This window comes from Rhodospirillales bacterium (assembly GCA_023898765.1).
Taxonomy (GTDB): Bacteria; Pseudomonadota; Alphaproteobacteria; order Micavibrionales; family Micavibrionaceae.
In genome coordinates this window covers 354,921-375,008 of sequence record CP060238.1, presented here as the reverse complement: position 1 = coordinate 375,008, position 20,088 = coordinate 354,921, and the positions used below count along the sequence as shown (strand labels likewise).

Annotated in this window: 22 protein-coding genes; 9 read left to right on the top strand and 13 right to left on the bottom strand. The window is 51.5% G+C overall.

Annotation, left to right across the window (positions count from 1 at the left end; translation table 11 throughout):
- Positions 1-27 precede the first annotated feature (27 nt).
- Complete coding sequence (locus tag H6853_01830; protein ID USO04041.1) at positions 28-501, top strand: RidA family protein; 474 nt, start codon at positions 28-30, stop codon at positions 499-501.
- Here the strand turns inward: H6853_01830 and H6853_01825 are convergent.
- Positions 485-1,075 carry a GDYXXLXY domain-containing protein gene (locus H6853_01825; GenBank protein USO04040.1) on the bottom strand — a complete coding sequence of 197 codons (591 nt, stop codon included), beginning with the start codon at positions 1,073-1,075 and terminating at the stop codon, positions 485-487. The genes H6853_01830 and H6853_01825 overlap by 17 nt on opposite strands.
- Positions 1,072-2,250, bottom strand: coding sequence for a DUF2157 domain-containing protein (locus H6853_01820; protein ID USO04039.1), 1,179 nt, complete (start codon positions 2,248-2,250; stop codon positions 1,072-1,074). The genes H6853_01825 and H6853_01820 overlap by 4 nt, the downstream gene beginning before the upstream one ends.
- Positions 2,251-2,331: 81 nt before the next feature.
- Here H6853_01820 and H6853_01815 point away from each other — a divergent pair, with 81 nt between their 5' ends.
- Entirely contained in the window at positions 2,332-3,009 is a 678-nt protein-coding gene (locus H6853_01815) for a hypothetical protein (GenBank protein ID USO04038.1), read from the top strand.
- A 1-nt stretch (position 3,010) separates the two neighbouring features.
- On the opposite strand, the gene clpA is transcribed toward H6853_01815, so the two are convergent.
- The 4 genes from clpA to H6853_01795 form a co-directional block, all read right to left on the bottom strand.
- The gene (clpA, locus tag H6853_01810; protein USO04037.1) at positions 3,011-5,314 is read right to left on the bottom strand and encodes an ATP-dependent Clp protease ATP-binding subunit ClpA; all 2,304 of its coding nucleotides are present in this window, start codon (positions 5,312-5,314) and stop codon (positions 3,011-3,013) included.
- A gap of 17 nt (positions 5,315-5,331) precedes the next feature.
- Positions 5,332-5,760 (bottom strand): ORF6N domain-containing protein, encoded by a 429-nt coding sequence (locus H6853_01805; protein USO04036.1) that lies wholly within the window; start codon positions 5,758-5,760, stop codon positions 5,332-5,334.
- A 14-nt stretch (positions 5,761-5,774) separates the two neighbouring features.
- Entirely contained in the window at positions 5,775-6,170 is a 396-nt protein-coding gene (gene clpS, locus H6853_01800) for an ATP-dependent Clp protease adapter ClpS (protein ID USO04035.1), read from the bottom strand.
- Positions 6,171-6,359: 189 nt separating this feature from the next.
- Positions 6,360-6,842: a phasin family protein gene (locus H6853_01795; protein USO04034.1), complete on the bottom strand. Its 483-nt coding sequence runs from the start codon at positions 6,840-6,842 to the stop codon at positions 6,360-6,362.
- Between the two features lie 398 nt (positions 6,843-7,240).
- Between H6853_01795 and H6853_01790 the strand changes: the two genes are divergently transcribed.
- Entirely contained in the window at positions 7,241-8,728 is a 1,488-nt protein-coding gene (locus H6853_01790) for a D-alanyl-D-alanine carboxypeptidase (GenBank protein ID USO04566.1), read from the top strand.
- A gap of 4 nt (positions 8,729-8,732) precedes the next feature.
- Positions 8,733-9,428 (top strand): hypothetical protein, encoded by a 696-nt coding sequence (locus H6853_01785; protein USO04033.1) that lies wholly within the window; start codon positions 8,733-8,735, stop codon positions 9,426-9,428.
- Here H6853_01785 and H6853_01780 read toward each other — a convergent pair.
- Positions 9,425-10,006 (bottom strand): hypothetical protein, encoded by a 582-nt coding sequence (locus H6853_01780; GenBank protein ID USO04032.1) that lies wholly within the window; start codon positions 10,004-10,006, stop codon positions 9,425-9,427. The genes H6853_01785 and H6853_01780 overlap by 4 nt on opposite strands.
- A gap of 340 nt (positions 10,007-10,346) precedes the next feature.
- Between H6853_01780 and H6853_01775 the strand changes: the two genes are divergently transcribed.
- Positions 10,347-11,363, top strand: a complete 1,017-nt coding sequence (locus H6853_01775; GenBank protein USO04031.1) for a peptidoglycan-binding protein — start codon at positions 10,347-10,349, stop codon at positions 11,361-11,363.
- Position 11,364: 1 nt separating this feature from the next.
- Here the strand turns inward: H6853_01775 and H6853_01770 are convergent, their stop codons facing one another.
- Complete coding sequence (locus H6853_01770) at positions 11,365-12,015, bottom strand: hypothetical protein (protein ID USO04030.1); 651 nt, start codon at positions 12,013-12,015, stop codon at positions 11,365-11,367.
- A gap of 401 nt (positions 12,016-12,416) precedes the next feature.
- Between H6853_01770 and H6853_01765 the strand changes: the two genes are divergently transcribed.
- Positions 12,417-12,779, top strand: coding sequence for a hypothetical protein (locus H6853_01765; protein USO04029.1), 363 nt, complete (start codon positions 12,417-12,419; stop codon positions 12,777-12,779).
- Complete coding sequence (locus H6853_01760) at positions 12,751-13,464, top strand: hypothetical protein (protein USO04028.1); 714 nt, start codon at positions 12,751-12,753, stop codon at positions 13,462-13,464. The genes H6853_01765 and H6853_01760 overlap by 29 nt, the downstream gene beginning before the upstream one ends.
- Here the strand turns inward: H6853_01760 and H6853_01755 are convergent.
- The 4 genes from H6853_01755 to rfaE1 all read right to left on the bottom strand — a co-directional run bounded on the left by H6853_01755 (position 13,429) and on the right by rfaE1 (position 16,569).
- On the bottom strand, positions 13,429-14,103 hold the full coding sequence (locus H6853_01755) for a hypothetical protein (protein ID USO04027.1): 675 nt from the start codon (positions 14,101-14,103) through the stop codon (positions 13,429-13,431). The two genes, H6853_01760 and H6853_01755, sit on opposite strands and share 36 nt — an antisense overlap.
- A 164-nt stretch (positions 14,104-14,267) precedes the next feature.
- A complete protein-coding gene (locus tag H6853_01750) occupies positions 14,268-14,468 on the bottom strand; it encodes a hypothetical protein (protein USO04026.1) in 201 nt (66 codons plus the stop codon).
- A 44-nt stretch (positions 14,469-14,512) separates the two neighbouring features.
- A complete protein-coding gene (locus tag H6853_01745; protein USO04025.1) occupies positions 14,513-15,046 on the bottom strand; it encodes a GNAT family N-acetyltransferase in 534 nt (177 codons plus the stop codon).
- Positions 15,046-16,569 (bottom strand): D-glycero-beta-D-manno-heptose-7-phosphate kinase, encoded by a 1,524-nt coding sequence (rfaE1, locus tag H6853_01740; GenBank protein ID USO04565.1) that lies wholly within the window; start codon positions 16,567-16,569, stop codon positions 15,046-15,048. Before rfaE1 ends, H6853_01745 begins: the two co-directional genes overlap by 1 nt.
- A 194-nt stretch (positions 16,570-16,763) precedes the next feature.
- Here rfaE1 and H6853_01735 point away from each other — a divergent pair, with 194 nt between their 5' ends.
- Together H6853_01735 and H6853_01730 are read left to right on the top strand one after the other, a co-directional pair.
- Positions 16,764-17,723, top strand: coding sequence for a transglutaminase-like cysteine peptidase (locus H6853_01735; protein USO04024.1), 960 nt, complete (start codon positions 16,764-16,766; stop codon positions 17,721-17,723).
- Between the two features lie 125 nt (positions 17,724-17,848).
- Positions 17,849-18,577, top strand: coding sequence for a transglutaminase-like cysteine peptidase (locus H6853_01730; GenBank protein ID USO04023.1), 729 nt, complete (start codon positions 17,849-17,851; stop codon positions 18,575-18,577).
- A 3-nt stretch (positions 18,578-18,580) separates the two neighbouring features.
- On the opposite strand, the gene pyk is transcribed toward H6853_01730, so the two are convergent.
- Positions 18,581-19,996 carry a pyruvate kinase gene (gene pyk, locus H6853_01725; GenBank protein ID USO04564.1) on the bottom strand — a complete coding sequence of 472 codons (1,416 nt, stop codon included), beginning with the start codon at positions 19,994-19,996 and terminating at the stop codon, positions 18,581-18,583.
- Positions 19,997-20,088 lie beyond the last annotated feature (92 nt).

Below are 20,088 nucleotides of genomic sequence, written 5' to 3'. Positions count from 1 at the left end.
AAGATTTAAGAAGAAAGAACACACCGTATGTCCAATATAGAAAATGCACTAGAGAAACTCGGCCTGAAACTGCCTGCCTCACCTGCTCCCCTGTTTAATTATGTCCCTTATGTTGTGGCGGGAAATATGGTGTTTGTCGCGGGGCAGGTTCCTGTTGGCGGGGCGCGGGAATATAAAGGGAAAGTCGGCCTTGATATGGACATGGAAACGGCGCAGGAGGCCGCGCAGCTCTGCGCTTTAAACATTCTTGCCCAGGTCGGGGAGGCCGTGTCCGGAGAGTGGGACCGCGTCGTACGCTGCGTTAAACTCGGGGGCTTTGTCAATTGTGCGCCCGATTTTGCAGACCAGTCCGTGGTTATCAACGGGGCGTCGGATCTGATGGTTGCCGTCCTGGGAGAGGCCAGGGGAAAACATGCGCGCTTTGCCGTCGGGGCCCCGTCCCTTCCGGCCAATTTTGCTGTTGAAATTGATGCGGTTTTTGAAATCAGGGAAGCGGCCTAGTCGCTTCCTGTTCAAGATCGCGGCCATACAGGTTCAGGTATTTATCGAGCGGCAGGCTCTCAACATAAAGGGTTTCAACTGCCGATCTGCCGTTCGGATGGACGGAAAGCCCTATGCGAAGCGTTGTTTCTTCATCCCGTAAAAGGGTTTCCAGTGCTCTTGCATGGCGTTCGGGCACGAAATACTGGTTATGGCCGATATCAAACCGGCCGGCGCGGGATATTCTTCCTTCAAGGACGGCGGGACACTGCTCCACTTCCGGGTTTTTGCAGGAAACCAGATGTCCTTGCGGATCTTTCCTGTCCCCGCTCAGGCACAGGCAACAGGTGTGATAGCTGTAATAAGGATGGCGGTCGCATACGGAAATGTCCGGCTGGCCCTCTTCCCAGTTCCAGTCAAACTGGTAGCGCAAATAATGCCCGCGCAGCATGTCGCGCGGGTCATAACCGGCGATTTTGACCTGAATGAGCGGGTAGGATTTTTGATCGTAAAGGGCTTTTGTGGCAAGCAGCCCCATTGCAACAAGGGGAATTGCCAGCACGGCAGCCGCCCAGAATTTACGCCATCGGGTCATGCGCTTGCTCTCCGTCTTAAATGCCTGTTCATTTTTCTGGCAAGCCAGAGAAGGAAGAGCATGACGCCGCCGCCGGCAATCAAGCCGAGCCCCGTGCTGAACATATCCCCGAAAACCTCTACATAGACGGCGAATATACGGGCTGCAATCAGGAAAATAGCCAGTGAGATCAAACGCCCGTATGCCAGGCTCTGGCCGATCCATCCCAGAAAAATCCAGTAGACGACAAAAGAAACGGCGGCGGCGATTTCAGACTCGATTGAAGGCAGCAGGAAAGGGGCCGAAAGGACGATGACGCTGCCCAGCGCAAAGACCGCCCCGGTTTCCATCGCCGCATTGTCTTTATAAAACCGGCGAAACGCGGCATGCACAAAAACGGCGGCCGGCACCGATGCGAAAACGCCGTAAACAATCCACATCTGGTCCAGTGAAAAACGGCCAAACTCTACGGTGCCGTCTGCCAGAACCGACCACCTTTCATTATACCAGAGAAAAGAAGCCACCGAAGCGTTCAGCGTTAAAAGCGCGGCGCCCGTCCAGGCAAAAACGGCGGCATAAGCGGGTTTCAGCCGCCGGAAAAGGGCCAGGTTGCCGTCCGCCATCAGGCTTAAAGGCAGGTAGGTTCCAATCGCCAGGACAAAGACCATCTGCCAGAAATCCGGCAGACCTGTCAGATATTCCGACATCACGATGGTGATCGTCGCTAAAAATCCGATCATCCATGGAATGGCTGTGATGTAACCGCGCCCGAAAAAGGCGACGGCCGGCAGGGTAATGACCATCCATGTCACGCTCGCGCCGCTGAGCGTGCCGCCAAGCTGGAAAACCTGCCCCATCAGGGCGATCAGGGTCAGGGTCAGGCCGAAAAAGGCCAGCAGGGCGCCTTCACGGACAATATCGCGGTTTGTAAGGGTCGCCCAGAAAAGGAGGACGGCCACAATCAGGTTCAAGCCGAAATGCGCCTCTATTTTCACCAGGCCGGGGATTTCATGCCAGTTGGACGCAATGATGGAAACGGTTCCGATCAGGATGCTGAAAATACTTGCGGCCACAAGGCCGCGTCCGAATTTGTTTTGTTTACGCTTTTGCTCGTGGGCCAGAATCGCCGCGCGCTGGCTTTCCTTTATAAGGCCCGCATCGACCCAGTCGGTCAGTTTCTTTTGAAACCCAAACATCAGGCGTGGATTAAAGCACAAAGAAGCCGCATTGTCATCCTATCCGCTTGGCGCAGGGTAAATATGTGATAAAGTTAAACGATGAAACGGTCTTTTGAAAAAGCTTCTGAAACGGGAAACGCCATCGTCTGGATATTGCTGGCTGTTTTTTTCTTTGCAGGTCTTGGGTATGTCATGTCCCAGGGATCCCGCACTAGTACGTCCGGCCTGTCGAACGAGAAAATCGCCACCTATGCGCGGCAGATTATTTCTTACGGGAATGAATTGAAGCAAAGCGTCAAACGGCTGTCTCTGGGCGGTATCGGGGCAAGCGAGATCAGTTTTGAAAATCCGGTTGTCGGCACATATGCGAATGCAAACTGTACGCAGGAAAGCTGCAAGGTTTTCAGCGCCGTTGGCGGGGGGCTGAACTGGATCGCCCCTTCGGCGGGACTCAATGACGGCACACAATGGCTTTACACGACAAACCAGATTCCGGGCGTCGGGCTCGGAACGGACTCGGAAATTATTGCCTTGTTACAAAATATCGATCTGGATATTTGCAACAAGATAAACGACCTTGCCGGGTTTGGCCCTGTAGGCGGCCCTCCGCCGCAGGAAAGCGATATCATAGATCTGACGCCTTTTACGGGCACCTATGGGGCCGTCCTGATGGATGACGGCACATATTTCTCCGGCGCCCTGCAAGGATGCTTTGAAGGGGGCGGAACGCCGGCTGGCGGAACCTATCATTACTTCAAGGTTCTTTTGAGCCGTTAAACTATTTCACCGTTTCTTTTTCGGACGGTTTTATTTTCTTTTGCGCGCCGGCAGGTTCTTTCTTGAAATCGAAGGTCAGTTTGTCCTTTTTCACGTCGATCTTCACGATGCCGCCTTCGGTAAGGTTTCCGAAGAGCAATTCTTCCGCCAGCGGTTTTTTGATGTTTTCCTGAATAACGCGTGAAAGGGGCCGTGCACCCATGGCCGGGTCATAGCCGAGTTTTGCCAGATGTTGACGGGCCGCATCGCTGAGCTGGATAGTGACGTTCTTCTCTGTCAACTGGGCTTCAAGCTGGGCCACAAATTTGTCGACGACCTTCGCGACCGTTTCTTTTTTCAATGGCTGGAAGGGAACGATAGCGTCCAGACGATTCCTGAATTCCGGCGTAAACATTTTCCGGATGGCTTCCTGATCTTCATCGACGCGCACTTCACGTTCAAAGCCGACCGGCGCCCGCGCCATTTCCGCGGCGCCTGCATTGGTCGTCATAATCAGGATAACATTGCGGAAATCGACGACTTTTCCGTTATTGTCCGTCAGCTTCCCGTAGTCCATTACCTGCAGCAAAATGTTGAAAATATCGGGATGGGCTTTTTCGATTTCATCCAGAAGCAGGACGCAGTGGGGCTGCTGGTCCACTTTATCCGTCAAAAGGCCCCCCTGTTCAAACCCGACATAGCCGGGCGGGGAGCCGATCAGGCGCGATATGGCATGACGCTCCATATATTCGGACATATCGAAACGGGCCAGCTCCACGCCCAGCGTTTTGGAGAGCTGCCGCGCCACTTCCGTTTTTCCTACGCCGGTCGGGCCGGAAAAAAGATAACAGCCGATAGGTTTGTCCGGCTCCCGCAGGCCTGCGCGCGACAATTTGATTGCATCGCAAAGCGTGTCGATGGCTTTGTCCTGATCGAAAACCAGCGTTTTCAAATCGCGCTCCAGATTTTTAAGGGCGCTCTTGTCGTCCTTGGTCAGGGATTTCGCCGGAATACGGGCGATAACGGCCACAACCATTTCGATATCTTCGACCTCAATCACTTTTTTGCGTTTGTCTTCAGGCAGCAGCATCTGCGCCGCGCCGACCTCGTCGATAATATCGATCGCCTTATCCGGCAATTTTCGGTCCCCGATATATTTGGCCGAAAGCTCAACGGCGGCTTTCAGCGCTTCATCGGTATATTCCACGCCGTGATGGTCCTGATAATAAGGTTTCAGACCTTTGAGAATTTCAAGTGCCTCATCCAGGGTCGGTTCATAGACGTCAATCTTCTGGAACCGCCGGACAAGCGCGCGGTCTTTTTCAAAATGGTTCCGGTATTCCTTATAGGTCGTAGAGCCGATGCAGCGCAAAGTGCCGTTGGATAAAGCGGGTTTGAGTAAATTGGACGCATCCATCGCGCCGCCGGATGTTGCGCCTGCGCCAATCACCGTATGGATTTCGTCAATAAACAAAACGGCGCCGTCAACCTGTTCAATCTCTTTTAAAACGGATTTTATGCGTTCTTCAAAATCGCCGCGATAGCGCGTACCGGCCAAAAGCGCGCCCATATCCAGCGCATAAATCGTGACTCCCTTTAAAACGTCCGGCACATTGCCTTCGACGATTTTGCGGGCCAGCCCTTCGGCGATTGCGGTTTTTCCGACGCCCGGATCGCCGACATAAAGCGGATTGTTTTTGCTGCGGCGGCAAAGGATCTGGATCGTGCGGTCGATTTCTTTTGCCCGGCCGATCAGGGGGTCTATTTTTCCGGATTTCGCTTTGTCGTTCAGGTTTTTGCAATAGCTGTCCAGTGCATTTGACGTTGTTTTGCCTTCTTCCTCTTCGTCTTCTTCCGTGCCTTCCGGCGTTTTCATCGGGTCGCCTGCGCCGGAGACTTTTGCAATACCGTGGGAAATGTAATTGACGGCGTCAAACCGCGTCATGTCCTGTTCCTGAAGAAAATAAACCGCGTGGCTTTCGCGCTCTGAAAACAGGGCGACCAGGACATTCGCGCCGGTGACCTCTTCCCGGCCTGCGGACTGCACATGAATCGCGGCGCGTTGCAGCACGCGTTGAAAGGCGGTCGTCGGTTTGGCTTCTTCGGATTCGTTGTTCACCAGATATGCCAGCTCGTTATCCAGATATTGCTGCAAAAGCTCTTTGAGGTTCGGCAGGGAAATGCCGCAGGAGCGCAGGACGGCCATTCCGTCCTGATCTTCCGTCAGCGCGAGCAGCAAATGCTCCAGCGTAGCATATTCATGGCTCCGCGCATTCGCCAGTTCGAGCGCTTTATGCAGTGTTTTTTCCAGATTGCGAGATAGCATGTTTCTTCTTTCTGCCCCTATTCCTTCTCCGTATTCCAGATATAGCCGATCTGGTTTTTCTTTTTTGTATCCAGATTCAAGATACGCTCCAGATGATCGTATAAATTCGCAATATGCTGGTCATGCTCAGCGATTTTTTGGGCAACATCCGTATGCAAAGACAGGATTTCCCTTAATTTTACAAATGTCCGGATGATAACGATATTGACGTCTATGGCGCGCGGACTGTTTAAAACGCTGGAAAGCATCAAGGTTCCGTGCTCGGTAAAGGCATAAGGTGCCCTTCTGAGCCCCATTTTGGCGTTTGGATTGGATATCGCAATTTGCGATCTCCAATTTTCCAGCTCTGCCAGGTCGCTATCGAGCATGACTTTTTGCCCGCGAATGTAATAAATCTTGCTGGCAATGTATGCTTGCGGGATGATAGAAGCGGCGGATTGGGCCATTCTTGTTATTCCTTTTACTCCTTCTCCATTGTGCATTGGAGGGGTTGTTCGTTGGCGCGGGCAAAATCCATGACCTGCGCCACTTTGGTTTCTGCCACTTCGTAAGTATAAATGCCGCAAAGACCGACACCGCGGCGGTGGACGTGAAGCATCACATCGGTTGCTTCCGCTCTATTCTTATTGAAAAACCTTTCTAAAATATGAACGACGAACTCCATAGGGGTATAATCGTCGTTCATCAGCAAAACCTTGTACATGGAAGGTTTTTTGGTTTTCGGGCGGGGTTTCAGCAAGACGCCTTCCTGACGGGTTTCACCATCCGTGCCGCCGGTGCCGTCCTGGTCGGGCGTTTTGGGCGTATCCTCGCTTTTAACCGCGGCTAAACCGGGCCTGTCTTTTTCAATCTTCATGGCTTTCGTTGTACACAATTTATGGCGTTATTTTAACTGGAAATATGCCCTGAATAGGGCAAGGAAGAGGTTTTTGTCTTAAAACCCTGCATCTTCCATGCCAATTCAAGAAAAAATCAAAAAAAAGCCCTGCTTCTGCAAGGCTTTTTAAGAGGTTGTTTGTCGTCTTTTACTGCTGGGAAATTACGACTAGGCGGCAGCTTGCTGCGCCTTTTTAATGGATTTTCCAAGCTGGTCGTTAATGGGCGCAACGCTTTCCGTGCAGACTTTAACGCTGATTTCCGACACTTTCGTAGCGCCGGACACAAAATCGTCAAAGCTGGCCTGCGCCAGTTTATTTTGCGCCTGCGTGAATTCATCCAGCGTTTTGCATCCCATCAGGGACTTGGCGGCGTCCTGGCTCTTTTTGCCTGAAGACTGCATAATGCCCATGCAGGTTTGAAAGATATCTTCCATGCCTTTGGCTAAAATCGTGGCGGACTTCGTAAGAGCTTCCATTTGCTCTTGTCCGGCTCTTTGAGCGGTCTGCGCCAGTTTTTCAAACTCTTTGTTTCCGTTTATCATAGAAGCCTCCATATTTTTATTCTTTTGACTGGTTGTTTTCTTTTGTGCTCTTCCCGCTGCCGCTTTCGGCGCTGGTTTAGAGGCTTTTTTCTTCGCTTTGGTTGCCATGTCTTTGCATGTCCTTAAATATAGCCTGTTTGCCCGGAGCAATACACAATGCTGCACTTTGATCCTGTGTAAACCTATCATTAATCATCTTTGCGGGTCAAGCATTTTTTTGCGCTGCAGCATACAAGAGCAATTCTTAAAATGCAGCGGGATTCTGGACAAATTTTCAGATTATAGCTATGATAATAAAGAGAGATTCAAGAGGGGTATCCCTCTAATATCTGCTTAAGTCTTGTTTAAATCGAAATGAGGCGCACGGTGCCTTTGTCCAAACGGATCTGAAGCTTACAGGAGCAGCAGCTTTGAAAGCGCTTTTTAGTTTTATTGTCGTTTTTTCTTTGGTTCTGGCGGCCCAGACGGGAGCGGCCGATGCCCGGCGCACAAAATCCCAGCCGAATATGAAATATGCTTCGATCGTGATGGATGCGGATACGGGCCTGATTCTAAGCCAGCGTTACGCGGATAAAGTGCTGCACCCGGCTTCTTTGACCAAAATGATGACGCTTCTTCTTCTGTTCGAAGCGCTGGAGCGCGGGGATATTTCCCTGCGCAGCCGGATCCGCGTTTCGTCAAGGGCGGCCTCCATGGTCCCCGTTAAACTCGGTCTTAAAGCGGGGTCTTCCATTCGGGTTGAGGATGCGATTTACGCTTTGGCGATCCGGTCTGCCAATGATATTGCTGCGGCTGTCGGGGAGCATCTGGCCGGGTCCGAGTCCCGCTTTGCCCTTCTGATGACCCGCCGGGCGCGGGATATCGGGATGAGCCGCACAACGTTTCGCAACGCCTCCGGTTTGCACGATCCGCGTCAGGTCAGCACGGCGCGCGATATGGCCAGACTGGCCCGCTATATTCTGGTGCGCTATCCCCAATATTATAAATATTTCAGTGCGAAACAATTCACCTATCGCGGCAAGACCTACCGTACGCACAACAACCTCATGAACACGTATAGCGGCATGGACGGGTTTAAAACCGGCTATATCAATGCCTCCGGTTTTAACCTTGTTTCGTCCGCCCGGAGAAACGGCCGGCGCATCATTGGCGTTGTTTTTGGCGGCAGAACGGCCAGGAGCAGGGATGCCCACATGGCGCAGATTATGGATCGCGGGTTTGCGCGGCTGGGCGATGTTCGCGTCGCCAGCGCAAAAAATGCGCCGGTGCCGGATCGCAAACCCGTGCCTGCGCTATCTTCTCCGGACAAACTTTCTCCGCAGCCGCAGGAGGAATCTTTTACCTCTCTGGCTTCGCTGAGTTCTCAGACAAAAATCACCTCGTCGGAAAAACCGGAATATCAACGGCCTGTAAAACAGACGGTTCAGGAAACGCCTGCCGCGCAGCAGGCGCAACAGGACCAGTATGTGCAAATCCGCTCCAGTTTGCAAAGCGGGGTTTTCAGCCAGCTGATCGGGGAAGGCGATTACGATCCGAGTGTTTCCAAACGGCTTGAGACGGGGTTGCTTGCCATGGCTGTTCACACGGGAAAATATATTCCCAATCCGCAAGCGCCTTCCGACGTTGAAAAATCCTTGCGGAATGTCGGTTACGCGATGATTTCAAAAATGGAAGAAAAACAGGAAACGGAAAAAACACCTTCCTCCGGTCTGCCCGATAACTGGCAACCCGTTTATATAGACGACCAATGGGCGATCCAGATCGGCGCTTACACCAGCCGTGTCCAGACAGATCAGGCCTTGCAGCGGGCGCTTAAAAAACTGCCGGAAGATTTTTCCCGCGCCGCGCCTGTGGCTGTGCCGCTGCAGACGGAGGACGGGATACTGTTTCGCGCGCGCTTTGTGAATCTGAGTAAATCCGAAGCGGTGCAGGCCTGCCGCTATTTCCAGGACTGCATGACGGTTGCGCCTTCCTCCAGACAAGCGGCAAGGTAAATTGATGAAACAAGACGCCCCAACAGACTCCGGAAACATCCTGATTTATATTCTGGGCGCCATTTTTCTTATGGGGTTACTGGTTGTCGTTGCGCGGGGCGCGGGGGCGCCCGGCAGCGGCATTGACAGGGAAAACCTTATTATCCGGGTGACGGAGGTGCAAAAATACGGCGCCGAACTTGAAGAGGCTGTGCGCTATGTTTTGCGCAACGGATACAGCGAAGTGGATATTCGTTTCGCCCATCCGAACGCGCCCAGCACGTACGGCCTTATTACCGATGTTCCTGCGCGGCAGGTGTTTGATCCCCAGGGGGGCGCTGCGGAATACCGCGATCCGCCGGACGGTATCCAGACGACGCTCACCCAATGGCATTTTAGCGGCTCAAACAGGGTCGGGGATGTCGGGTCCGATTCCGCCAGCGCCAGAAGCGCCGATCTGGTCGCCATTTTGCAAAATGTCACCAGGGATTTTTGCGTTGCTGTAAATGATAAAAGCAACGTGGTAAATCCTGCCGGGGATCCGCCTCAGGACAGCGGCAGCGCAGACGTGTCGACGGTCTTCACAGGTACGTTTGCCGCAACGCAGTTGATTGAGGATGCGGGGGGAGAGTTGTCGGAGCACCATGAAGGCTGCTTTGAAGGCGGCGGAACGCCCGCCGCCGGCACGTATCATTATTACCGCGTGCTTCTGGCGCGTTAAAAATTTCCTGTGAACATATCCGTAATTTTCGGCTCGGCGCCGGAAAGCGTGCGCAGGTCGCGGGTCATGTCCATGGTGTAATCATACGTGGCCAGCATCCGTCCCGTGCTGTTGTCGAACAGGCTCAGATGAACCAGAATATCTCCCCCGACCACCACATAGGTTCCCCCGATGGTCGCTTCCTTTGCGACCCCTCTATAGGAGGAATTCGGCTTTTGGGCCACGGACATGGCGGCCATATCCTCTCCATGTTCCACCTGTTTGACGGAATAGCCGATCTGGACAAAACGCGAAGCGACCTGTTCGGCAATAACGCGTCCGAGTGTTTCCGTTGTTTCCGTTGTGCCGATATTCTTAAGCGGGGCGGCTTCAATCATTGTCTGGGCGTTAATCATATGGCGCGCCTGCCCGGCCAGCATATCCGCCGCCGCATAGCTGGACCCGCTGACGCTCAGCGCAGGCTTTTCGTGCATGGCCTTATTGGCCAGCGCGCCGGCCGTCCCCATCATCGCGGCGGTGCAGCCCTGTAAAAAAAATGTACCGGCCAGTAATATGGTTATCTGTTTCTTGGTCATCATTGTTTAAAACCCTGTGCTTAAAGACAAATTCAGGTGCTATCGGATGCTTGCAAGGATGGTGCCAAGTTCCAAAATCCCAATATCCCAATATCTGGCGCGCCTGTCATCGAAACCCTTCGGACAAAAAGGCTACCTTTGAGGACGTAAAGGAAATGATGCGAAGGAGCAAGGTCAGAGAGCGAGACATTACATATAAATTTCTTGACTCGCTCTTCAAAATATAGGAATATATTCATCGTCAACACCACAGGTGCGCCTGCGGTGTTTTTTCTTGTCTTGCCGAAGCCTTGGCGAAGGCAGATATGCACAAAACCAGCTTTCAAAATTCCTGGGAACAATCATGAAAATCAAACTCAGCAAGCCGTTTGCGGCAAACTCCGCCGTGGACGAATTCGACGTGCGCCAGATAAAAAAGGCGCTGAACCGCCTCGGCTATTACCAGCCCTATGAAAAAACCGGCATTACGGGCATTCCGGATGCAGGCGTTTTCTCCGCCCTTCAATCTTTCCAGAAGGATCAGGGCTTGCAGGCCACTGGCACGGCCCGGCCGGGCGATGAAACCGTCTCGAAACTCGGCCATGAAGCCGGGAAAAAGAAAAGCGGCAAATATATCTGGCGCAGTGTCGGCGACAATAAAGTGCGGGACAGTCATGCCGAGCTGAATGGCACCGTCCGCGACCTGGCCGACTCTCCCGACCCCGGCGAAGAATTCAACTGCCGCTGCTGGGCGGAGCCAGTCAATTGTGGCAAAGAGTTCATCACGCAGAATGTCATTAGTGGTATCAATGATGCTGAGAATCAATGGGCGTGGTGGGATTATCTTGTCCATTTTTATATAGCTGGTGGTCAAAGCATTACATTGCCGGATATAGGATGGCTTGCCCCTATTATTGAGGAATCAAAAACTCAGGTTTTTATACCTGTTCAAGAACAAGTTGTAGATTTAGCCAGACAGATTGAACAGGGAAAGCTTCGTTATACAACAGAAAATACCTACGAATTCGGAGGCATTTCTTATCCTATCGGCGATGCCACAGTAAGCAGTGAAACCATTGGAACCGTCTCCATAAATGGCAAATGCCTCATTATCGATGCAGAAGTCACTTACACGTTTTTTGACGACTTCACCGATCCAGCCAGTATTCGTGAACTCAATAAAAAGTTTCAGAAAAAAGGCTACCCTTATCTATATGAAACTTTACCTTTGGTAATTCCAGAGAATATGCCCGAATGGTTACGCTTGCATTTTGAGAAAGGAGACTGGACAGAGCTTCGAGGCACCCCGTATTTTATTCATGGCAAGTGGAAAACAAAATTATCCAGTACAATTAAAAGGGTTGGCCAAGACTTAAAATAACTCATGAATATTTTTCAAATATAAGAAGTGCCATAAGAGCAATTATCCCTGCAATTATTAAGATTGTTATTGTGGCCGAAACCCAAACCACAATCCTGCTGATCCAATCTCTTTTAAACGCTTTATCGATCAGTCTAGTTTTACGCTTATGGTATTGGTACCAGATTATTTCCCACCACCCGGTATATACAGAGGCGTAAATCCAGCCAAAAAGAAGCGTAAAAACAATACTGGCTCCATCGGCAATGTTGGCGCATTTCATATCCCATGTCTTGAGATCCATATTTAAGAAGTCAGGGTGAGCGTTGACGATAAATGGATCATTGCGAATATCCCACATGAGATGCAGTGCCAAATTCATAATGCCGTAACAAAAACCGATAGCGACCACTGTTCTCATAGCACGCTGCCATCTTGGTGCTGAGGGCTTCACGGAAAAAACAATGACGGGTATAGCAATCACCCAAAGCCAAAACCAATAATTGAATCGGCTGTACCAGGGACGGCTGCCCATGATGCAGCCACAATCACAGTCTTTGCCGACATAAACTTCTTCTGGAACGACAGCACGCGAGTATTCCACCGCCGGGTGGAATTCAAAAACCCCAACAGCAATGAGAAGCAATCCAATAATGAAAAGGCATTTTTTCATCACTGGATTCTATTCATAAATGCCTGTTTTATCAATGCGATGTGTGCTGAGCTTATAAACGGCCGGACGACCCGGCGAAGAATTCAACTGCCGCTGCTGGGCGGAGCCAATTGATGAAAACGCTTATTCGGACGCCATTAAACCCGTTTATCCAGAACTATTTTTAATTCCAGCTCTCAGGCTGGGACGAATTTTCAAAATTCTCAGAGGAATTCTTAAACATTCGCGCAAAAAGGACGACTATACAGACCATGGTGCTTTGCGTTCAAACCAAAGAAGCGCTTCGCAAAAAGACATTGAAGAAGCCATTAGAACAGCAAAAGAATCTGGTAATGTTACAACAAAGACAGGAAAATATGGGACGCCCCAGAATGTTTATAAAGGCTCGAACGGCTTAACGGTTGTTGAAGAAACGCAAGGCAGGAATTCAGGAAAAATTATTACGCTTTGGTGGAATTAAGGTAGGAGAACTAAAAATGAAAATTACTACTCAGACAATTGCATCTCTATTAAGACAGGCTGATATCGAGGGCTATATTACGCTAGGGGCACCAGCAGATGAATATGACTCCGAAGCCGAGGCTTTAGCCCGGGCATTTGCTGAACTGGATCATGATGAAGCCACGGTGGAAAATATCGCTGCTATTGTAACGGAAGCTTGGAAACAAAGTTTTAATCTCGAAGAATCCGATCTTGGCAAGAGACAATCGGAAATACGGAACTTTGCAGAGACTATTGCAAGATTACATTCTGCGCCCGCTTAAAGTCCGCAACTCCCATGCCGCCCTCAACGGCGCGGTGCGCGATCTGGCCGACTCTCCCGACCCCGGTGAAGAATTCAACTGCCGCTGCCGGGCGGAGCCCGTGAATGAAGCCCAGGGATTGAGACAGGAAGTTATAAGTGACATCAATGATGCACACGATAAATGGGATACGTTTGATTTTGGGTGGCACTTTTATACTGGCGGAGGTCAAGGTGTCACTTTACCTCAAATAGGTTATCTGAGAGATATTATAGACAAAGCTCGTGAAGTCATGTTCAAAAATGTTCAAGAACAAGTCGCCGATAAAATGCGTGAAATTAAATCCGGACCATTAACATATACCACAGAAAATTCATACGACCGACTGGGTGAAGTTCATTGGGTTTTGGGTGGTGGAACAATAAGAACTCTTACCCGAGGAGTTGTTACTAAAGACGGCAATATTTTATCTATTGTGGCTACCGTAAAATATGAATATTTTGATGAGGTGACTGATATTGCAGATATTCGGGAAGCTCTCATTGGAACCTCTTCGACTAAAAACCCAGAGTTCGAAGACTACAAATGGACAGAATTTGGTGGAACTGCTTATCCAATTACAGGGAACTGGGAAACAAAATTGACCGGTTCGGTAAAACTAAAAGAGAAATTATCTGAGTGGCTCCAACAGATCAAGCCATTCTAGAATGTGGTAACCAGCAACGGCGAAAGGAAGCGCAATCACTACAAACAAGATCAGTTTAGCCACAAGAGTGGAAATAAAAACAACGGTCTTGGTTAGAATATCTCTTTTGAAATTTTCATCTATCAAGCCGGTTCTGCGCTTGAGATATTGATACCAGATCATTTCCCACCATCCGGTGTATATCGCGGCATAAATCCATCCAAAAAGAAGTGTGAAAACACGTGCGCCCATCTGGGAGCTTACACAATCAACCCCAGGATCATCCCATGATTTTTGCCATGGATAATCATCTGCTACCCAAAAAGGCCCATTTCGGATATCGCTACTAAGATCCAAGGCCAAAAGGGTTAAGCCATAACCGATACCAATACAAATCCCTGTACTTATGGCACGCTGCCATCTTGGTGCTGAGGGCTTCACGGAAAAAACAATGACGGGTATAGCAATCACCCAAAGCCAAAACCAATAATTGAATCGGCTGTACCAGGGACGGCTGCCCATGATGCAGCCACAATCACAGTCTTTGCCGACATAAACTTCTTCTGGAACGACAGCACGCGAGTATTCCACCGCCGGGTGGAATTCAAAAACCCCAACAGCAATGAGAAGCAATCCAATAATGAAAAGGCATTTTTTCATCACTGGATTCTATTCATAAATGCCTGTTTTATCAATGTGATGTGTGCTGAGCTTATAAACGGCCGGACGACCCGGCGAAGAATTCAACCGCTGCTGCCGGGCGGATTTTAAAGGTCTCAAACTCAATCTCTTTCAGGAAATTCCAGAAGGTTTGCGTAGACCGATCAGGTTTGGCTGAAAGGTGAAGGTTTAAAGCGTTTGCCCCGTTCTCCGCGGGGGGCTTCTTTTGAACGGGGCTTCAGATCGAAACTTGCTGAACGCATATAACGGCGAACAAAAGACTCCGTTCTTTCCCTATCTTCCTCCAAACCTAAAAGACGTGCCTGCATGTAAGCTTTTCGCAAAGATTTCTTTTTACCCGTCATTTCATCATTCCTGCCTTGTGTTAAACCGGCATAACAAAAGAAAACTATTCGTTTATGATGCTCATCAAAAGGGCCGGCCCGTTCGGGGTTTCGATTTCCTTTTCGGTGCGGAAGCCTACCTGGCCGAAACATTTAATGGCCGGAGAGTTGTCCGGCGCGGGGTCGACAATAATTTTTTTGACTTCGGGCTGCTTTTTCAGCTCTTCGATAAAGGATTTGATGAAATTGGTGCCGTGGCCGAATCCGATCATCTGCGGATCGCCGATAAACTGGTCGATCCCGAAGGTGCCTTCCGGCTGCGGGTTGTTTTCCCAGATGTCCGGTTTTTCCGCCAGGTCGTAACACTGGATATAGGCGAAATCCCGGCCGTTATGGGAGGCGATATACCGCACGACCTTTGAATCCGGATTGTCCGTTGCCTGCTCCATAATTTGCATGGCTTCCTCGGAGGGAGTCCACCAGTCCTCGACATGCGGTTCTTTCAGCCAGTAACGGATAAGTTTGGCTGCGCTCGCATCCACTTTCTGGAAGGCATATTTTTGTTGTTCAAATTCGTCCGGCAATCCGCTTAAAACCATCAGGCCACCTTATCCTTTTTGTCTGTCATTTTTTCAATCGTGGACGTTGTACTAAACCCCTCATAGAGCGTCATGATCCGCACGTCCCCGCCATAAGACCGGACAATCTTTGCCTCGGGCAGGTCTTCTATCTCGTAATCCCCCCCCTTGAAAAAGATATCAGGTCTGAGGCTTGATACCAGAGCGCAGGGCGTGTTGTCCTCACTCTTTTCTTCCGCGCCGAAAAAAACCACCATATCCACGGATCCCAGCGCGCCCAGAACGCTGGCGCGGGCGTCCTGACCGTTCACGGGGCGGTCCGGTCCTTTCAGAATACGGATGGATGCGTCATGGTTTAAACCGACAACCAGCCGGTCGCATTTATTCCGCGCCTGATTGAGATATCCGACATGGCCGGCGTGTAAAATATCGAAGCAGCCGTTTGTAAATCCGATCCGCAGGCCCCGCGCCCGCCATTTCTGGACTTGCTCCACGGCGTCTTCCAAAGGCAAAACGCGCGCCTGACGCGCGCGGTCAATGGTGGAAATGTCGCCCACCGGCCCTGTTTGCAGCGCATATTCTTTGGTGTTTTGGGCCTTGATCAGTTCCGCCGCGCGAATGGCGGCCGTGCCGATTTTACTGACCACGATGCCGCCCGCGACGTTGGCCAGCGCCGCCGCCTCGACCAGGCTGGCCCCTGTAGCCAGTCCGGCGGCGATTGTGGCGATGACCGTGTCTCCTGCGCCGGAGACATCGAAAACCTCCAGGCTTTCCGTCTTGAGATGGACGGGCTGTTCGAAGCCCCCCTCTTTGCGGGCGCGAACAATGCTCATGCCGTCTTCGCTGCGCGTTGCAACGACCGCTTTAATACCGTTTCGGGTCATGAGCTGCTCGGCGGCCTTTACGATATCGCTGTCTTCTTTGACCGGCATTCCGCCTGTGGCTTCGGAAAGTTCCCTGCGATTGGGCGTGACGACATCGGCGTCTTTATAACAACCGTAGTCATTTCCTTTCGGATCGACCAGGACGGGTATGTTTTTGGTGTTTGCCCGTCGGATAATCCCGGAAATAATATTTTTTGTGAGGACGCCCTTGCCGTAATCGGACAGCACGATCGCCCCGATGCCATTGGCGATCGCGGTTTCAGCCTCCTGAAGAATTCTGTTTGATATTTCTTCAGACACCTCGTGCGTGTTTTCAAAATCCGTCCGCAGCAGCTGGTGGTTGCGGGAGAGGTAACGGGTTTTCAGCGTCGTTGGCCGCGAATCGTCCTCGATCAGGCCGCTTGCGTCCGCACCCAGCGTTTCGGCGATCCCGCGCAGCACCTTTCCGTTTTCGTCCGCACCGATGACGGAAATCACCTTGCTGCGGACTCCCAGCCCTGAAAGGTTGGACAGGACGTTTCCCGCGCCGCCCAGCATTTTATTATCGTGTGAAATGGATAAAACCGGCACCGGACTTTCGGGCGATATCCGCGAAACTTCCCCGTAAACGAAGCTGTCGAGCATGATATCGCCGATCACCAGAACGCGCGTGCCGGCCATTTTTTTCACAATTGCGCTGAGATCATTTGTACTCACGTGTTTTTCCTGTCTTTTTTGAGCTCTTTAATTAAACGTTTTTCATTCTTTTTTAACCATAAATATCTCCGCTTTTTGCCCGTTTGTTAGGATTTCGTCAATCATTTCGCGCCATAATAATATAGTTACGGCAAATAAATAAGGTGGCGGAGGCGACAATGGGGCAAAACACCGAACAGCAAAAGATTCATCGCGGAATACTTTCGGGATTGAAGACCAGGCTGCATCGAAACAAGCTTGGGGAGCTTCTTGTTCTCGATGGGCGTCTGTCTCCGCATGATCTGCGCCATGCCCTGCAAATAAGCAAGACGTCCGGCCGCAAGCTTGGCCGCGTCCTTGTTGAAGAGCATTTTGTTGATAAGGCGGCGTTGCGCCAGACCCTTGTGGAGCAGTTTGCCCTGCGTTTTATGACAACGTCCATTACGGCGTTTCTGGCGCTGTCCAGTATGGGGATTGCGAAATCCGCCCGCGCCAGCACGATCAAGGATGTTCCCTCCCGCATTGCGCTGGAGACGAATGCCATCCAGCAGGTGAGTTATCACCCCCAGATTTTCGGCTCGACGGAAAAGCGGTCGAGTTCCCTGAAGGCTTTCACAAAATGGACGGGCATGTTTACGCGTTTTGATGCGGCGCTCAGCCAGTCCCACGGTCAAAAAGTAATGGCGGATTTTCGCGCACAGCTGGAAGGTCTGAAGGGTCTTCCTTTGAATAAAATGGCGGAGCAGGTCAATACGATGGTCAATAAGGTTCGTTATGTTGGCGATTCTAAAAATTACGGGAAGAATGATTACTGGGCGACGCCGGTCGAATTTTTCACCCGTGGCGGGGATTGCGAAGACTTTGCTATCGCCAAATATACGGCGCTGCGGATGCTGGGCGTTCCTGAAAGCCGTCTGCGGATTGCGATTGTTCAGGACCTTCAGAAGAATGTGCCGCACGCCATTTTGATCGTCTACACGGATGGCGGTCCGGTTATTCTGGACAACCAGATGAAAACGACTCCCCGTGCGGATCGGGTGTCGCATTACAAGCCGATCTTTTCGATCAATCGCGAAGCCTGGTGGCTCCACACCAAGCCGCGTGGAAACGTAACGGTTGTTGCTTCCGCCGCGCAATAGAATTCCAAGAGACCTGACGTCTTAATTTGATGAGGACAGATTTTGCCCTCATCTTGACTCGTCCATGATGCATCCGTAGCCTTCACTTACGTAAATATTTTACCGTTTGTTTGTAAGTGAGTATAATGGCTCCTGCTTATATTTTCTCTTCGGGGTTTATGCGCCTGTTGTTTTTGGCCGGCCTGTTCTGGCTGATATGCTGCTTGCCGGCCTTCGCGGCGGATCGGGGGGCCTCTTTCTTTCCCGCGCCGATCGGCAGGCACGAGAGCGCCGGCGCGTTGCCGCAGTGGAAACGCATTCTGGATCAGGCCGCACAGGAAGAGGACTTTTATCTCCAATGTCAAAAGGCGCCGCAGGAATGTCCTTCGCTGCGCATTGCCGTCTGGCAAAAATTTATCACAACGTTGCAGAACGTACCCGAAAAAGACCGGATTCTGGCGGTGAATAACTGGTTCAATCTCTTGCCCTACCGTCAGGACAACTGGGTGTACGGCAAGAAAGACCACTGGGCGACGATGGTTGAGTTTCTCGATTTTTCAGGCGATTGCGAGGATTTTGCGATTGCCAAATATCTGACCCTCAAACAGCTTGGCGTTTCGCCCGAAGCGATGCGCATTGCGATGGTCTACGATATCTATAGCGGCACGGACCATGCGTTTCTTGTCATCAATTTTGAAGGGGACGAACTGATTCTGGATAACCGCGAAGACACCGTGGACCGCCGCGAGTTCGCCAGACGCTATAAACCGCATTTCGCCTTTAATGAAGAGACTGTCTGGACCTACGACAGTCCGCTCATGGTTCGCACGATGCGCGGAAATGACGGAGAATCTGTTCTGGCCGGGAACCGGTAGCCTTTATTCCACCCAGGCCACTCTGAGGACGTTCGTGCTGCCCGGCGTGCCGAAGGGAACGCCGGCGGTCAGGACGATGCGTTCGCCTTTCTGGGCGTAGCCTTTTTCTTTCACGAGTTTGGTGGCCTTTTTGACCGTTTCGGCGAAGCTGCTGACGTCGGTCACATGAAAGGTCCGGACGCCGTAAGACAGCATCAGGCGGCAGGCGGTCGATATATTCTGCGTCAGGCACAAAATCGGGATATCGGGTCTTTGCCGGACCGTTCGAAGCGTTGTGGAGCCGGAAGAGGTGTAATTCACAATCGCGGCGGCATGGGTGTCTCTGGCGACATAAGTCGCGGCGACGGTGATGGCGTCGGATGCGTCGTTTTCGGTTTTGGGCTGATTGCTTTCTATGATTTCGCGATAGGCCGGATCGGCTTCCGTGCGTTGGCAGATGCGGTCCATCATGGACACGGCTTCTACCGGATAATGTCCGGAGGCCGTTTCCGCCGAAAGCATGACCGCGTCGGTCCCGTCGTAAACCGCTGTGGCGACATCGGAGGCTTCCGCGCGGGTCGGCCGGGGATTTTCAATCATGGATTCGAGCATTTGCGTGGCGACAATCACGGGCTTTCCCACGGTCCGCACTTGCCGGACAATCCGTTTTTGCAACGCGGGAACGTCTTCCGGCGGCATTTCCACACCCAGATCGCCCCGCGCCAGCATAATCCCGTCGACATGGTCCAGGATTTCATCCAGGTGTTTTACGGCGCTGGGTTTTTCGATTTTCGCCATCAGGGCGGCGCGGCCCTGAATAAGTTTTTTTGTTTCCGCCACGTCTTCCGCCCGCTGCACAAAACTTTGGGCAATCCAGTCTGCGCCCATATCCAGCGCGGCGGTCAGGTCCAGCCGGTCTTTTTCCGTCAGGGCTGAAACCGGCAGAACGACACCGGGCACGTTAAAGCCTTTATTGTTCGAAAGCTTTATTCCTGCGAGAACCTCCACGTCCAGCGCGCCATCGCTTTTTTGGAGGACGCGCACGCGCACCTTTCCATCATCCAGCAGGATTTCCGACTCCTCGTTCAGGGCACGCAGCACTTCCGCATGCGGCAGGCAAACGCGTGTTTCATCGCCCAGAGCCGGGTCGAGGTCAAAGCGGAGTTTCATGCCTTCATGCAGGTCGATCGCGCCGTTTTTAAACTGGCCGATGCGAAATTTAGGCCCTTGAAGATCCGCCAGGATACCGATCGGGCGGTCATATTCTTTCTGAAGCGCGCGAATCGTTTGCAGGCGGGCTCTATGATCGTCATGCGTTCCGTGCGAAAAATTGAGCCGGAAGACATCGACGCCCGTTTCCAGAAGCTTCCGAATCATGGGCTCTTCGCTGGAAGAGGGGCCAAGAGTGGCGACAATTTTGGTTTGGCGGTATCGGCGAATCAAAGCGGCGGTCCTTCCGTGTAGTCCTGTATCATTTGAATTTGTGCATCAGAAGCTGTTTGTCACAGCTCTGTAATAGTATAGGCAACGCG